The 14,461-nt window shown below is 58.9% G+C and carries 11 protein-coding genes and 1 pseudogene; 8 read left to right on the top strand and 4 right to left on the bottom strand.

Annotation, left to right across the window (positions count from 1 at the left end; genetic code table 11):
* The first annotated feature begins 10 nt into the window (after nucleotides 1-10).
* Both B097_RS0111345 and B097_RS0111340 read left to right on the top strand, forming a co-directional pair.
* The gene (locus B097_RS0111345) at nucleotides 11-1,285 is read left to right on the top strand and encodes a dicarboxylate/amino acid:cation symporter (RefSeq protein WP_018582645.1); all 1,275 of its coding nucleotides are present in this window, start codon (nucleotides 11-13) and stop codon (nucleotides 1,283-1,285) included.
* A gap of 338 nt (nucleotides 1,286-1,623) precedes the next feature.
* Nucleotides 1,624-3,489: a purple acid phosphatase family protein gene (locus tag B097_RS0111340; RefSeq protein WP_018582644.1), complete on the top strand. Its 1,866-nt coding sequence runs from the start codon at nucleotides 1,624-1,626 to the stop codon at nucleotides 3,487-3,489.
* Nucleotides 3,490-3,642: 153 nt separating this feature from the next.
* On the opposite strand, the gene B097_RS0111335 is transcribed toward B097_RS0111340, so the two are convergent.
* From B097_RS0111335 to B097_RS12990, 4 genes are all read right to left on the bottom strand, one after another.
* Entirely contained in the window at nucleotides 3,643-4,431 is a 789-nt protein-coding gene (locus tag B097_RS0111335; protein ID WP_018582643.1) for a metallophosphoesterase family protein, read from the bottom strand.
* A 30-nt stretch (nucleotides 4,432-4,461) separates the two neighbouring features.
* Entirely contained in the window at nucleotides 4,462-5,790 is a 1,329-nt protein-coding gene (locus B097_RS0111330) for an MFS transporter (RefSeq protein ID WP_026254493.1), read from the bottom strand.
* Entirely contained in the window at nucleotides 5,771-7,033 is a 1,263-nt protein-coding gene (locus B097_RS0111325; RefSeq protein WP_018582641.1) for an alpha-hydroxy acid oxidase, read from the bottom strand. The genes B097_RS0111330 and B097_RS0111325 overlap by 20 nt, the downstream gene beginning before the upstream one ends.
* Nucleotides 7,034-7,105: 72 nt before the next feature.
* Nucleotides 7,106-7,501 (bottom strand): YbaN family protein, encoded by a 396-nt coding sequence (locus B097_RS12990; protein ID WP_018582640.1) that lies wholly within the window; start codon nucleotides 7,499-7,501, stop codon nucleotides 7,106-7,108.
* Between the two features lie 79 nt (nucleotides 7,502-7,580).
* Between B097_RS12990 and B097_RS0111315 the strand changes: the two genes are divergently transcribed.
* From B097_RS0111315 to B097_RS0111290, 6 genes and pseudogenes are all read left to right on the top strand, one after another.
* Nucleotides 7,581-7,931, top strand: a complete 351-nt coding sequence (locus B097_RS0111315; RefSeq protein WP_115324683.1) for a hypothetical protein — start codon at nucleotides 7,581-7,583, stop codon at nucleotides 7,929-7,931.
* Nucleotides 7,928-8,314: a hypothetical protein gene (locus B097_RS0111310; RefSeq protein WP_244911209.1), complete on the top strand. Its 387-nt coding sequence runs from the start codon at nucleotides 7,928-7,930 to the stop codon at nucleotides 8,312-8,314. The genes B097_RS0111315 and B097_RS0111310 overlap by 4 nt, the downstream gene beginning before the upstream one ends.
* A 488-nt stretch (nucleotides 8,315-8,802) precedes the next feature.
* Nucleotides 8,803-9,894 (top strand): RhuM family protein, encoded by a 1,092-nt coding sequence (gene rhuM, locus B097_RS0111305; protein WP_018582637.1) that lies wholly within the window; start codon nucleotides 8,803-8,805, stop codon nucleotides 9,892-9,894.
* Nucleotides 9,895-10,363: 469 nt separating this feature from the next.
* A complete protein-coding gene (gene nrdI, locus B097_RS0111300; RefSeq protein WP_115324682.1) occupies nucleotides 10,364-10,816 on the top strand; it encodes a class Ib ribonucleoside-diphosphate reductase assembly flavoprotein NrdI in 453 nt (150 codons plus the stop codon).
* A gap of 16 nt (nucleotides 10,817-10,832) precedes the next feature.
* Nucleotides 10,833-11,843 (top strand): annotated as a pseudogene (gene nrdF, locus B097_RS12985) (class 1b ribonucleoside-diphosphate reductase subunit beta).
* A gap of 132 nt (nucleotides 11,844-11,975) precedes the next feature.
* On the top strand, nucleotides 11,976-14,387 hold the full coding sequence (locus tag B097_RS0111290; protein WP_018582635.1) for a DUF262 domain-containing protein: 2,412 nt from the start codon (nucleotides 11,976-11,978) through the stop codon (nucleotides 14,385-14,387).
* The last annotated feature ends 74 nt before the right edge of the window (nucleotides 14,388-14,461 follow it).

The raw sequence follows: 14,461 nt of genomic DNA, 5'->3' as shown, positions 1-14,461 counted from the left end.
AAGTATGCCCATGAACTTCAAAACCATTGCGAACTCTCTGTTGTTCAAGATCGTCGTAGCGATCATCCTTGGTATCGTGTGCAGCCTCTTCTTCCCGGAGTGGCTGGCGCGCGTCTTTATTACCTTCAACACGTTGTTCGGTAACTTCCTCAACTTCTTCGTCCCCGTGCTGATCTTCGCCCTGATCACACCCGCCATCGCAGGCCTGGGTCGCGGCGCCGGCAAGTGGCTGGGCATCACCACCGGCGTGGCCTACGGCTCCACGATCATCTCCGGGCTGATCGCCTACGGCCTCTCCCTAGCCCTCTACCCCACCTTGCTGGCGGGCCAGGAGCTGAATACCAACGTGGAGGATGTCGACGAAGGTTCGCTGCAGCCTTACTTTGACGTTGAAATCCCAGCGCCTTTCGAAGTGATGACAGCCCTGGTGCTTGCGTTCTGCGTGGGCCTGGCGATGACCGCCGTAAAGTCTGACACCCTCTACAGCGCCTCCCGCGACCTGGAGCGCGTGATCATGAAGGTCATCGAGGCCTTCGTCATCCCGCTGCTGCCCCTGTTCATCTTCGGCATGTTCCTCAACCTGGGCATGAACGACAACCTGGGCTCCACCATGGCCGCCTTCGGCAAGGTTCTGGTCCTGGCCGTGATCATGACCTGGGTCTACCTGGTGATCCAGTACCTTGTCGCCGGCGCCGTCGCGGGCAAGAACCCGTTCACCGCGCTGAAGAACATGATGCCCGCCTACTTCACCGCGCTGGGCACCTCTTCGTCTGCCGCCAGTATCCCGGTCACCCTGCGCTCCACCCTGAAAAACGATGTGGACCGCAACGTCGCTGGCTTCACCGTCCCCCTCTGCGCGACGATCCACCTCTCCGGCTCCATGATGAAGCTGGTCCTCTACGCCTTCGCCATCATCTACATGACCGGCATGGACGTCTCCGTGGGTAAGGCGATCGGCTTCCTGCTGATGCTGGGCGTCACGATGATCGCCGCGCCGGGCGTCCCGGGCGGCGCCGTGATGACCGCTGTCGGCCTGCTGAGCACCATGATGGGCTTCGACGAGAACATGGTCGCGCTGATGATCGCCGCCTACATCGTCATCGACTCCTTCGGCACCGCCGCTAACGTCACCGGCGACGGCGCGATCGCCATGATCATGGACCGTTTCGCCTCCGGAAAGATTGACGCAGTGCGCGACGAATACGGCTCCGACGGCGCCTACCCCTACAAGACGGACACGATCGACCAGTCACGAGAGTCACTCGGCGGGTCTAGCTCTGTTTAGCTAGCTTTCGCTTATCGACGATTGCCCGTCTGGCCGCGAACCCGGTCTCCTCCTGGTGTGGGGAGGCCGGGTTTTTCGTTTCTGAGGCCCACCTTTTTGCCAAACTGTCGAAGCTGAACTGTTGGATTAGGGCGTTTTTGGCGGTGAGGGGCCCGGAAACTCCCCTGTTCCTACAGTTTAGTTCCAGCAGTTTACGACGAGAGGGCGTGGCCGCGCTGCTGCCCAGCGCCCCAAAGGGCCAGAGTTCATCGCTCGTTTACCAGAACGCCACCGCCGGGCCACATCCTTGGGAAACACTAATAAATAAGGATCCCCTAGAAGGAGAGAATGAATAGCCCATGGCTAAATGGACTAAGACATTGAAGGTGCTGGCCGCAGTGACCGCCTCTGCGATGCTGGTGACTGGCTGCACGGATGACGGCGGAAACAATGAGGCAACCCCTGCAGAAGGGACCACCGCAACGTCGGCGGAGTCGTCGACAAGCGAAACTACCGAAGCCACGGAAGTTGACCCTGTCTACGGCGAGAAGAACGGCCTAGACCTGATCGAGTTGCAGGACGAGAAGCCTGAGGCCGCCCCGGTGAAGGAAAGCAACGAGCCGAACCGGGTCGCGATGAACCTGCCGGAGGACCCGTCCACCTCAATGTCCTTCAACTGGTACACCACCGACAAGCTGGATGATTCCGTGGTGCGCGTGTCGACCAACGAGGATATGTCCGATCCATTGGAGTTCGAGGCTGACGTCGCTGAGGTCACCTCGGACTACGCGGAGCGCGACGAGAACGGCTACTACATCTACGCGTCCGTCACCACCGATGAGGACGGCAACTTCCTGGTCGACGAGAACAATGAGCCCGAAGAGGTCCTGGGCTACTTCACGGATGAGCAGATCACCCGTGACAACACCCAGTGGACCGCTGAGGGTAATAACTTGGGCTACCTGTTCCTGCAGCAGGTGACCGAGCACACCAACAAGGCCACCGCAACCGGCCTGGAGCCGGACACGCAGTACTACTTCCAGCTGGGCTCTGAGTCTGAGGGTTTCACGGACACCGGTTCCTTCCGCACCGCGGGTGCTGATGATGGCTCCTTCCAGTTCATCCAGTACACCGACACCCAGAACGCGTACTGGAACGCGAACGTGAACAACGAGGCCGCCTACGGCGCGAACACCCTGGAGAAGGCGCTGGAGACCGCCCCGGAGGCAGACTTCGCGCTGCACACGGGTGACTTCGTGGAGATCGCCCAGGTGGAAGACGAGTGGGTGGATAACCTGGACATGTCCCAGGAATCCAACATGAACCTGCCGCACGCCTATACCCCGGGTAACCACGATGAGTACGTGCTGAACTACATGCGCGAAGAGTTGGGCACGGACCTGACCGCGTTCAACGAGCACACCAACGTTCCGGTGACCAACGATCAGGTCAACGGTGGTTCCTACTACTCCTTCGACTACTCGGGAGCTCACTTCGTCGTTCTGAACACGAATGACAACAAGGAGTCTGAAGACAACCCGGAGGAGGGTGCGATCGGTAAGGAGCAGATGGAGTGGGCGAAGGCCGACATCGAGGCCGCGCGTGAGGCTGGTGCCAACTGGATCGTTCTGGCGTACCACAAGCCCGTGTACTCGGCGTCCTACCACGCTCTTCAGGATGAGGACGTGCAGGTGACTCGCGAGGAGTTCGTGCAGCTTGCCGACGAGCTTGGCGTGGATATTGTGCTGCAGGGCCATGACCACAACCTCACCCGCACCAAGTCCTTGGTGTACACCCCGGATAACTTCGCGTACGGCGAGGTTGAGGACACCGAGAAGACAGACATTGATGGCGTCGAGCACCACGTGAACCCGGAGGGCGTCACCTACGTCATCCCGAACACGTCCGGTACCAAGACCTATGACGCGATCTACCAGAAGGGCGCCGACCACGTTGCGAAGGTCCGTCCGAAGCTGGATTGGATGACCGACGAGGACACTGACCTGTGGAACGGCCTCTTCGATGTTGCTGAGCAGCCCGAGGACTCCCCGAAGTTCGAGCACAAGCACGACAACTACCGTCAGTCTGAGAAGCAGACCTTCGCGGTGTACACCGTTACCCCAGAGACGTTCACCATCGATTTCTACATCGTGGAGGGCGACCTGCACGGTGGCGAGGAGCGCACGGTGACCCTGCGCGATTCCTACGGCATCACGAAGCAGTAGTTCGCTTAACGACGAACACCCCAACCATTCGCCCGGCTTTCCCGCAATGGGAAGGCCGGGCCTTTGCGTTGGTGCGCGCCGGGTGGCTCGTCGCATCGTCGGTCCACTCCATCACTACATCGATCACTGTCATCACTTAGGTAAGTGACGCCATCACTCCCGCAGCACTGGGAATGGCCACGGCCGCTGCACTGCCCCGGGCGGGTGTTTCTCAAACGGGTAGCCCAGTGACACCTCAATGTGCGGCACGCCGTCCACCACAGTCTCTACCGGGATGTGGAGGTGCCCGTGCACGGCTGCGCGCGCGTGATACTTTGGTGCCCAGTCGCGTGTTGCTTCGGTCCCGCACCACAGCGCAATATCGGGATACCGCAGCCGCCGCGTCGGTTCCACCACCAGTGGCCAATGGTTGACCAGCACCGTTTCGCCACGTACTTCGTCGAGACGCCCGCGCGAGTACTCCACGCGCTCGGCGCACCACTCTTCCACATTTACATAGGGTGCGATGGCGATCTCGTCGTCAAGCACAACCTCTGCCTGGGCGATCGCCTGGCGCGCGGACAGCCCCAGGGGGCGGAATGAGTAGTCATACAGCGTAAACAGGGGGCACACGGTCACGCCGGCAAAGACGGGAAACGGGTCCTCCGGCGTCACGATACCCAGCGCCCGCAGCTCCCCCACCAGCGCCCGGTAGCGGGCTTTGCCGTTGATGCGGTCGGTGCGCCGGTTGAAAAGCTCGTGGTTGCCGGGAACCCAGATCACTTTCGCGAAGCGCTGGGCCAGCGGTTCCATGGCGCGGACGACATCGGGGATCTTGTCGGCCACATCGCCGGTGACGATCAGCCAGTCCTCTGGGTGTTCGGGGGCTAGCTTATCGACGATCGCTTGATTCTCCGGGAAGGTGACGTGCAGGTCGCTGACTGCCCACAATGTGCGTGCCATGCTGGTTCAGTGTAGCGACCACGAAGTGGCCTAGGCCGGTGTCTCTGTTTTGTTGTCGCCCCGTCCTCGGGCGAGCGTGACTCCCAGGAAGGTGATGAAGAAGCAGGCGGCCATGTATCCGGCGGCCCAGGTGATGGAACCATCGCCGGCCTCCAGCAGCGCGGTGACGATCATGGGTGTAAGTCCTGCGACCAGCGCACCGTTGGTCTCTCGTGCCAGCGCAGTCCCGGTGAACCGTGTGCGCACGGGGAACAAGTTGGCCAGGAAAGCGCCCTGGGCACCCGATGTACACGCCAGGACAAAACCGTAGGACACAGCGAGTGCCGCGAATGCGATCCAGATATTGCCTGATTTGAAGGCGGTGAACAGCGGGTAGGCGAAGAATAAACCGGCTAATGCGCCGACCGCCATCACGCGCCCTGCGCCGAATCGGTCGCCAGCCATACCGCCCAAGGGGCTGAGCAGAATGCCCAGCAGGGAGCCCAGCAGCACAGCGGTCAGTGCCTCGGTGCGCTCGAGGCCGCCGTAGGTGACCATGATGGTGATCGAGGCGATCGAAATGATGTAGTTGTTGGCGTTGTGCCCGGTCACAGCCATGAAACCGAGGATCACCTCGCGCCACTGATTCTTCAGCACCTCCCCGAGCGGGGTGCGGGCCTCGCGCTGGACGGCATCGCGTTGCTCCATCGCGGCCTGATAGTCGGGGGATTCCTCCAACTTGGTGCGGATGAAGATCGCGACGAGGAACAGCACCACCGACGCCAGGAAGGGCGCGCGCCAACCCCAGCCGTAGAACTGTTCTTCCGGCAACGCAGCCACCGCAAGAAAAGCGAGCGTGGCGATCGCCGATCCCGCCGGGGGCATCGACATGATCAGGGACGTCCACAAGCCGCGCCGGGCTGGGGTAGCGTACTCGGCGACAAGGGTCATCGCACCGGTGAGCTCCGCGCCAGCGCCCAAGCCTTGGAGGAGGCGCAGGCCGACGAGCATCACGACGGCCCACACGCCCGCCACCTCGGCCGTGGGAAGCAGGCCAATTCCGACGGTGGACACACCCATCACAATCATGGTGAACAACATCGCGGGCTTGCGGCCATGCTTGTCACCCCAGTGTGCGATGAGCAAACCACCAAAGGGCCGCGCGATGAAACCCACGGCGAAGGTGGCGAATGCCGCGACGGCCTGGCCGGCGTCGAGCTGGCCGAAGAACAGCGGACCAATTACCAGGGAGGCCGCCGCGCCGTAGAGGGCGTAGTCATACCACTCGACCAGGGTTCCCAGCATCGATGCGAAGACCGCGCGCCCGCCGCCTTTGCGCAGGCCAAGCGTATTAGGTGCGCTAGATGAAGTCGTGCTCATGGTGTCCTGCTTTCCAGTCGAGGGAGACCATGTCTAGGTTGAGGTCGGTGATGGATCCCACGCCCATCAGCTGCATCGTGCGGATCATCTCCGCCTGCATGATGTCCAGCAACCGCACCACGCCTTCGGCGCCGCCGGCCATCAGGCCGTAGAGGTACGCACGCCCGATCATCGCGGCATCAGCACCTAGGGCGACGGCGGCGATGACATCGGCACCGCTCATGATTCCGGTATCGACGATCACGGTCGGCTCATCGCCAACGGCCTTGCGCACCGCAGGCAGGGTGTACAGCGGGACGGGCGCGCGGTCCAGCTGCCGCCCACCATGGTTGGAGAGGATCACGCCGTCTGCACCTGCGTCGATGGCACGTGCGGCGTCGGATGCAGTTTGGATCCCCTTCATCAACAAGGTGCCCTTCCACTGGTCGCGCAGCCACGCGATATCGTCGAAGTTCAGCGATGGGTCAAACATGTTGCCGATCTGCGCGATGGACTTCGTGCCCTCCCCAAAGTTGGTAAAGCCCAGGGGTTTCGTCGTTAAGAAGTTGAACCACCACTCCGGGCGGTAGGACGCATCTAGCACCGTCTTCAGCGTGAGCTGCGGCGGGAATGTCATGCCGTTGCGCGCATCGCGGTGGCGCGCCCCGGCGACAGGCGTGTCCACGGTGACGATGAGCGTGTCATAGCCGGAGCGTTCAGCACGTTCGATGAGGCCTTCGGAGATCTCGCGGGATTCGCCGGCCATGTACAGCTGGAACCACTTGCGTCCGTACGGACCCGCAGCGGCGACTTCCTCGATGGTCGCGGTGCCGACAGTCGACAGGGAGAATGGGATGCCCGCCTGGTGAGCTGCGGTGACGCCGGCCACTTCGCCTTCCGCGTGCATCATGCGCGTGAACCCGGTTGGTGCGATGGACAGCGGCATTGCGGCCTCTCCCCCGGCGACGGTGGTGGAAAGATCCACGTTGGACACGTCGCGAAGCACCTGCGGGTGGAAGCTGAGGTTGGCCCATGCCTCGCGCGCCCGGCCCAAGGAGATCTCTTGTTCGGCAGCGCCTTCGACATAGTCGAAAGGCCCGGTAGGCGTTCGTCGTTTGGCGATCTTGCGCAGGTCCCACACGTCTTGGGCTGCGTTGAGCCGTGCTTGACGACGATCACCCGTAGGCTTCTTGAATTTCAGGAAGTCGGTGAAAATCTGTGGGGCTGGAAGTTGTCGTTTCAGAGGGACAAGGCGTTTGACCATGAGGGCGTCCTTACTGTGGCGAGGGGATATTTATGTAGAAATACCATAGCCCCCGCGGTAGAGCGGCTATCTCTAATGGTTGCTGGCCTCGTCGATAAGCTCCGGCGTCTTCTCGGGCCGTGGGGAGAGGCGCACGATGTGGATGCTGACCAGGATCGCGATGATGGGCAGGATGATCCAGGTGACGGTCTTGCCGATCAGCCATGCGGAGAGCAGGATGCCCAGCCACATGATCGTGAGGGTGCGGGCCTTGTGTTTCGGTGTCATCGACTTGTTGTAGTAATTGGCGATGTAGGTGCCGAAGACTTTGTGGTTGATGAGGTAGTTGTGCAGCCGTGTTGAGCTGCGCGCGAAACAAAAGGCGCTGAGCAGGAGGAACGGGGTGGTGGGGAGGACGGGAAGCACGATGCCGAGCGCGCCCAGGGCCAGCGCGATGACGCCCACGGTGGCAAGGATCGGCTTCAACATACCCGCCACTATACAACTAAAGGATGATTCTGCCGCTAGTCGGCGGCGCAACCGCATGCTGGTTACTACTCTGGCTTCCATGAACCAACGTTACGAGGTTGATCCTGACTGGATCCGTCAGCAGCAGGCCGACGGCGATGGTGAGTCCGTGACCGTTCGCCTGACCGTGACTGGCCCCATGGCGCGCGAAGGCGTGCTGGAGTGGATGCGCGACCTGGGCGCCGACGCGTTGGGTTCGCGCGGGCGCGACGACTGGCTCGTGCGCGAGGTCAAGTCCGGCACCGATTATGCGATGCTAGACATCACCGCCGGCGGCGACAACGCGGAAGAGGGGCTGCGCGACGGCACGTCGGAGGCTTTTGAGGTCCTCGATCCGCTGGGCTGTGAGCTCGAGTGGGCGCAGCTGGATCAGCACGACCCGAAGCCATGAGCGAAGACTTGACGCGTCAAAGGCCTTCGACCGCGCCCTACCGCATGGATTATGACTGGCTCTGGGGCTCACCGGAAACCGGCGGGCCGGGCAACGACGGTTCGAGTGCCACCGTGCGCCTCACCGTGACCGGTCCGAATGCGCGCAACGCCGTGATGCAGTGGTTCGATGACCTGCGTCCCGACGAGTTCGGCCTGCGCAGCCGCGGCGGGTGGCTTGTCACCGAGATGAAGTGGGAGCCGGAGGAAGTGATCGTCGATATCACCTCCGGCGGTGAGGACGTTGCCGACGGGATCGAGGACGGCACCACCGAGGCTTTCGACGTCCTCTCCCCTTTCGGCGTCCAGTTCGAGTGGGAGCAGTTGCCGCGCGACAGTGTGTAGTGCCGTAGCGGGCCTGCTGCCGGAAATTATCCGCACTGCCAGTGACAAACAAAACGAAAACATCTCGACGGTTGCTTGCCTTGACCGTAGGGAAGCGTGAGGCAATTCATGACTGTGAACAGCGCGACCCATGCGTTGCTTCGTCCTTTCCAGTGTGGCTGCGAGCTTTTCGTCACTTCTGAAGTGATGAGGGCTTCGGGCTCCAATGAGAACAACGGGATTCAGGGGATGCATGCTGAACCCTTTTTGCTCTACGCTTAGCTCCGAAGATCAATTTGCAGACGAAATACTTCGACGAATGAAGCGGGGTGTGCAGACCGACAATTTCACCACTCGATTGACGAGCTCGACGCACACCGGCGTTCGAACACTCTCAGCCACATGTCCACCACACATGATGAACTCGATAATGGAATTGTCCGGCCCTTCGACAACGACGATTAGGTCACCGACAGCACCCAAAGAAAACGAAGCGCGAATGAAACGAGATGAAGATCCCATTGACTAGCGAAGTACCCAAAACGCTCAGTACCTCCCAAGGCGAGTTCGTCATCTACACCACTGAAGACAATCGAACCGAAGTACACCTACGACTCATCGAGGGAACCGTCTGGATGACCCAGGCCGACATGGCTGAACTTTTTGATGTCGGCGTGTCGGCTATAAGCAAGCACCTCAAAACCGTCTACCAAGACGGAGAATTATCCCGACAAGCAACTGTTTCCAAAATGGAAAATGTTGCCGTTGAACAGGGTAGATCCGTTAAAAGACACATCGAACACTACAACCTAGACGCAATCTTGGCCGTCGGATACCGTATCCGAGGCCCCCGGGGAGCTCAATTCCGCAAATGGGCGACAGAGGTCCTGCGCGAATACCTCATCAAAGGTTTCGCCCTCAATGATGACAAACTCAAAGACCCACTTGGGGCAGACTATTTTGACGAACTACTTGCCCGCATCCGTGACATTCGGTCTAGCGAAGCCCGTCTCTACCTCGAACTACGCAGCATCATCGCGCTTGCCGATGATTACGAGCCGAATTCACAGCGCACGAAACGCTTATTTGCCACTATCCAGGACAAACTACACTACGCGATCACCGGAAACACAGCAGCAGAGATCATCGCTACACGCTGTGACCCAAACGCGGACAATCTAGGCCTAACCAACTGGAGAGGCACCATCGTCCGCAAAAGAGACGTCACCACCGCCAAGAATTACCTCACCGGCAAAGAATTAAACCGACTCAACTACCTCGTCTCCGGATTCCTCAATTACGCACAAGACCAGGCTGAACGCCGAAAAGTCGTCCACATGCGCGACTGGCTCATAAAAGCGGATCAGTTCATCGAATTTAATGACTATGAACCATTAGTCGACCACGGGCGAATCAACAGAAAGCAGGCAGACGAATACGCGCGACAGCGCTATGAACTCTATCACCAAGGTAGAAACAAACTAGAACACGAAGACGCTGAAAGCGAGCTCGTTGAAGCACTCAGAGAAGCTGATCGCCAGTTGATTGCCCAACGTAAACGGCTGCAGCCACGGAGAAAAGGCGAAGAATCTGTCGACTAACACCCCGAACGTCGGGTTCACGCCTGGTCGTCGTTGAAGTCGATGCGCTGTCGGCGGAAAAGGTCAATTTGGCTTCGGTTACGCGGCGTTGGGGCATCTCGCCGGCGACGGTAACGCCGAAGAAGGTCTCCGAGACGGCACCACCGAGGCGTTCGACGTCCTCTCCCCTTTCGGCGTCCAGTTTCTGTGGCAGCAGTTACCACGCAGCAGTGTGTAGTGCTGTAGCGGACGTTGGCAACCCATCGGGGGATCAGCTAGATGTTTTTGATCGGCTCGCGTATTTGTCATCGCTGAAAATGGGGCCTTCTAAAATCCTTGCGCGCATGGCAAATGCTTGCTGACCAGCGTAAACTGTGCATTATAGGTGCGTGTTGATTCGCGTCGCTTAACGACGATCGCCCCTGCCGAACCCAGCCAAGAAGGTAGGCCTTCTTGCGTGAAGTTTCGTTCCACACTACTGTTCAGTCACATGATGAAAGAAGTTCAATGCGATGAACTTATGGACGTTGTGTATTTCTCTTCAGTCTCTGAGAACACGCACCGCTTCGTCGGCAAGCTCCAGGACAAAGTTGAGGTCGCTGCCTACCGTATCCCGTTGCGTCGAACGGACCCTGCATCATTTGTGACCCGTCCGTACGTTTTGATTCTGCCTAGCTACGGCGGCGGTGATCAGCGCGGAGCAGTGCCGAAGCAGGTAATCAAATTTCTCAACGTGCAAGAGAACCGCGCGTTGATTCGCGGTGTCGTCGTTAGTGGCAACACCAACTTTGGGGTGCACTACTGCTGTGCGGGGCCGATCGTCGCAAAGAAATGTGGCGTGCCCATCCTGCACCGATTCGAGCTTTTAGGCACGGCCCGAGATGTTGACACCGTCGCCAGCCTGCTTACTTCACCGCAATCTGTCCTAAGCACTACAACCTAAAACCCGAGGAAGATCAATGACCCAACCAGATTTCTATCTCAACCGTTCTGTGCCTCCCACTGAACACCCGCGCGGGCCGCTCCGGCCGATCAACTGGAACCACCTGGAAGACCCGAAGGATACCGAGGTGTGGAAGCGGCTGACCAGTAACTTCTGGCTTCCTGAAAAGGTGCCGTTGTCCAATGATCTACCGAACTGGAACGAACTATCGCCACAGCATAAGGAGCTAACGGTCAAGGTGTTTACGGGGCTGACCATGCTGGATACGGTGCAGGCCACGGTCGGGGAAATCGTGCAGATTCCCGATTCCCGCACCGAGCAAGAACAAGCCGTGTACACCAATATCGCGTTTATGCAGGCGGTGCACGCGCGCAGTTACTCCTCCGTCTTTTCGACGATGTGCTCTACGCAGGAGATCAATGACGCCTACACCTGGGCTATCGACAACCCAATTCTGCAAAACCGAGCGACCTGCGTGATGGACTATTACCGTGGCGACGATCCCCTCAAGCGCAAGGTGGCCGCTACGGTTTTGTCATCGTTGCTGCTCTACGCCGGTTTCTACTTGCCGCTCTGGTACGCCTCGCGCGGGATCATGCTGAATACCGCCGATATGATCCGCCTGATCCTGCGCGACAAGGCGGTGCACGGTTACTACTCCGGCTACAAGTATCAGCGCGGGTTGGAGGCACACCCTGAGCGTGCCGACGAGATGCGCACCTTTACCTATGAACTGATTGACCGGCTGCTGCGCCTGGAACTGGACTATTCCAGCTAGCTGTATGCGCTGGTGGATAACCCGAAGATCGACGGCGTGATGGCCTTCGTCTATTACAACGCCGATAAGGCCCTGATGAACCTGGGTTATGAACCGCGCTATGAAGATGAGGCCGCAACAGTTGAGCCGGAGATTCTGGCCGCGTTGGCCCCAGATTCTACTGAGACGCATGACTTCTTCTCGGGTTCCGGCTCTGCCTACGTGATCGGCCAGGCGGAAGAGACTGAGGATGCGGACTGGGACTTCTAGTCGGTGGTGCGGGGCTGATGTCAAGGGCAAGCTGGTAGGCGGCGAGCTCTTCGCGGACAGCGTGTAGAAGCTCAGTATGCGTCCCCGTTGAATTGGGGCCAGACTCATCCCCTGTCAGGCATAATTGTGGGCATGAAGGGTGAGGTTCGCGATATCGTTAGAATCTTTGATGGAAATGACACTGAGCTCATCATTCCCGTCTATCAAAGAAACTATGACTGGAGTGAGGAACAATGCGCACGGCTTTTCGACGATCTCGTCGACGTGATTACTCATGACCGTCCTAAGCATTTCTTTGGTGCCGTCGTGGGAAATCCAGAGACAAAGTTCCGTTGGGTAGTCATCGACGGTCAACAGCGAATTACTACCGTCAGTTTGCTTATCCTCGCGCTTGCCGACGCCCTCGACGAAGGCGAGATTGAATCTACTGACGCTGAGCTTGCCGATCGCCTGCGTCGCAACTACCTAGAGAATGCCGGCTCGACTGTCGCCGAGCCTAAGCTGAAACTCAAGCCCGTCAAGGATGACCTTGATTCCTATCGTCGGCTACTGACCGGCCAGGAACTGAACGAACGCTCCAACGCCACCGCGAATTATTGCTACTTCCGTGAGCGTATTCGAGACGCGGACTTCGATGGAGACAAACTGTGGACCGCCATCGGCCGCCTTGAGACCATGATCTTGGACTTGGAGAACCATGACGATCCGCAGCGTATTTTCGAATCCCTTAATTCGACCGGTAAGAGTCTTACCGAGTCGGATAAGATTCGGAACCTCGTCCTCATGGGATTGACCGTGAAGGAGCAGGAGAACCTTTACGAGAACTATTGGAACCGCATCGAGCATAACGTTGCCTATGACACGGATGCCTTCATCCGCCTCTACCTTGTTACTCGGACGCGCAAGACTCCACGTTTGGACCACGTTTATGAGGCATTCAAGCGTTTCCTCGATTCTACGGATGATTCCATCGAGACGGTCCTGCACTCCATGCGGGATTACTCCGAGTACTACCGCGATCTCAACACTGCTAAGACCGGCATTACGCAGGCGGATCGTCGGTTGCGCCGTTTCAATATCATGCGCCGTGAAGTGGCAATGCCCACGCTCATGCCGTTGCTCGGCGACCACCGAGCCGGCGACCTCCAAGCTGAGGACGTCGCTGCCACTATCGAACTCATCGATTCCTATATCTTCCGTCGCCTGGTCGTTGACATACCCACCCACGGACTCAACAAGATTTTCGCGACGCTCTACAGCGAAGCCCGCCGCATTCGCCACCACGATGCTCTTATCGCGGATGTCATCGCCTACCTGCTCTATCGTCGTGCAGGCACTTCTGGTGAATTCCCCGACGACAACACCTTCCGAGAAGCTTTCGGCACTCGCAATTTCTTCGCATTCCGGCCGCACAACCGTCGTTATCTTTTTGAGTGCCTGGAAAATCGCGATTCCAAGGACATCGTCGATGTCGCCGGAGCATTGGAGCGAGGCGAACTTTCGGTCGAACATGTTATGCCGCAGACTCTGACTAAGGCCTGGCGCGAGGAGCTCGGCCCTGATGCCGAGGAGATTCACCACGAGTGGCTACACCGGATCGGCAATCTTACTGTTACCGGTTACAACTCCGAGTACTCAAACTCTTCATTTCAGACGAAGAAATCTATCCCTGAAGGCTTCGATTCCTCCCCGTACCGGCTCAACGATTCCATCAAGAAGGCCGACACCTGGGGTGAAGAACAGATTGAGCGCCGATCAAAGAGGCTTTCGGATATCGCTGTCGCCTACTGGGCTAAGCCGAAGACCGGCTTTGAACCCGTACGCGAACCCCTGCCTGAGGTACCGATGGGGGATGACACGGACTTTACCAGCCGCAGCATTATCGCTTATGAATTCAACGACGTATCCGTTACGGTCAAGTCCTTCAAAGACATGATGCGCTCGCTGCTTAAGACACTGATCGCTCAGCACAGGGAGAGCATCTTCGAGTATGCGGAGGCAGGCGCCTTCGGTTTTAGCGCTGGTCCGAAGCCGACGAATCGCTACCAGGAAGAAATCGTGTCCCAATTGTGGGTGCAGACTCGCAACAGCACGGCTGAGAAGATGACGATTCTGCGCGGCCTCTTCCAACACCTTGGGATTGACACTGACGACCTCGTCTTTACTCTTCGCCCGCTCACCGACGACGAGGAACCGGAGGATAACGGTCCTTACGCAGACATCCTGAAGTTCCTTTCCCAAGCCGAGTCCTTCATCAATACGGATGCCGTCGCTGACGACATCGCAGATCTGCGTTCCGGGCTTCGCGATGCGATCCAGCCGTACCTGACGAGCCAGGCTCAACCCCGCGATATCCAGACCTTGCGCGAGGAAGCCACGCAAAACTCTTTCACTCCTGAAGAAGTTTTCAACGCCTTCCAATCGCTGGTGGAGATCGACAAGTACCTGCCCGGCAAATTTGTCGGTGCGGTCACTGATGGCACGATCGCCGCTTTGATTCGCCAACTGCAAGGCGCGGAGGCTACGGGCGCAAGTGGTGGTTGATGCTTATCAACGATTCGCTCTTCCTGAAGCAAAAGTGGATCAGTATGGAGCAACTCCCTGAAGGCCTACCTGCT

The organism is Corynebacterium pilosum DSM 20521 = CIP 103422, from assembly GCF_000373805.1.
GTDB classification, from domain to species: domain Bacteria; phylum Actinomycetota; class Actinomycetes; order Mycobacteriales; family Mycobacteriaceae; genus Corynebacterium; species Corynebacterium pilosum.
Note: the sequence above shows the minus strand (reverse complement) of the source record. Positions and strands in the feature narration are given on the sequence as shown.

Bases quoted from the DNA above. Each gene is read 5' to 3' on its own strand.
- B097_RS0111345 (WP_018582645.1), top strand. From the start codon at position 11: ATGAACTTCAAAACCATTGCGAACTCTCTGTTGTTCAAGATCGTCGTA.
- B097_RS0111340 (WP_018582644.1), top strand. From the start codon at position 1,624: ATGGCTAAATGGACTAAGACATTGAAGGTGCTGGCCGCAGTGACCGCC.
- B097_RS0111335 (WP_018582643.1), bottom strand. From the start codon at position 4,431: ATGGCACGCACATTGTGGGCAGTCAGCGACCTGCACGTCACCTTCCCG.
- B097_RS0111330 (WP_026254493.1), bottom strand. From the start codon at position 5,790: ATGAGCACGACTTCATCTAGCGCACCTAATACGCTTGGCCTGCGCAAA.
- B097_RS0111325 (WP_018582641.1), bottom strand. From the start codon at position 7,033: ATGGTCAAACGCCTTGTCCCTCTGAAACGACAACTTCCAGCCCCACAG.
- B097_RS12990 (WP_018582640.1), bottom strand. From the start codon at position 7,501: ATGTTGAAGCCGATCCTTGCCACCGTGGGCGTCATCGCGCTGGCCCTG.
- B097_RS0111315 (WP_115324683.1), top strand. From the start codon at position 7,581: ATGAACCAACGTTACGAGGTTGATCCTGACTGGATCCGTCAGCAGCAG.
- B097_RS0111310 (WP_244911209.1), top strand. From the start codon at position 7,928: ATGAGCGAAGACTTGACGCGTCAAAGGCCTTCGACCGCGCCCTACCGC.
- rhuM (WP_018582637.1), top strand. From the start codon at position 8,803: ATGAAGATCCCATTGACTAGCGAAGTACCCAAAACGCTCAGTACCTCC.
- nrdI (WP_115324682.1), top strand. From the start codon at position 10,364: ATGATGAAAGAAGTTCAATGCGATGAACTTATGGACGTTGTGTATTTC.
- B097_RS0111290 (WP_018582635.1), top strand. From the start codon at position 11,976: ATGAAGGGTGAGGTTCGCGATATCGTTAGAATCTTTGATGGAAATGAC.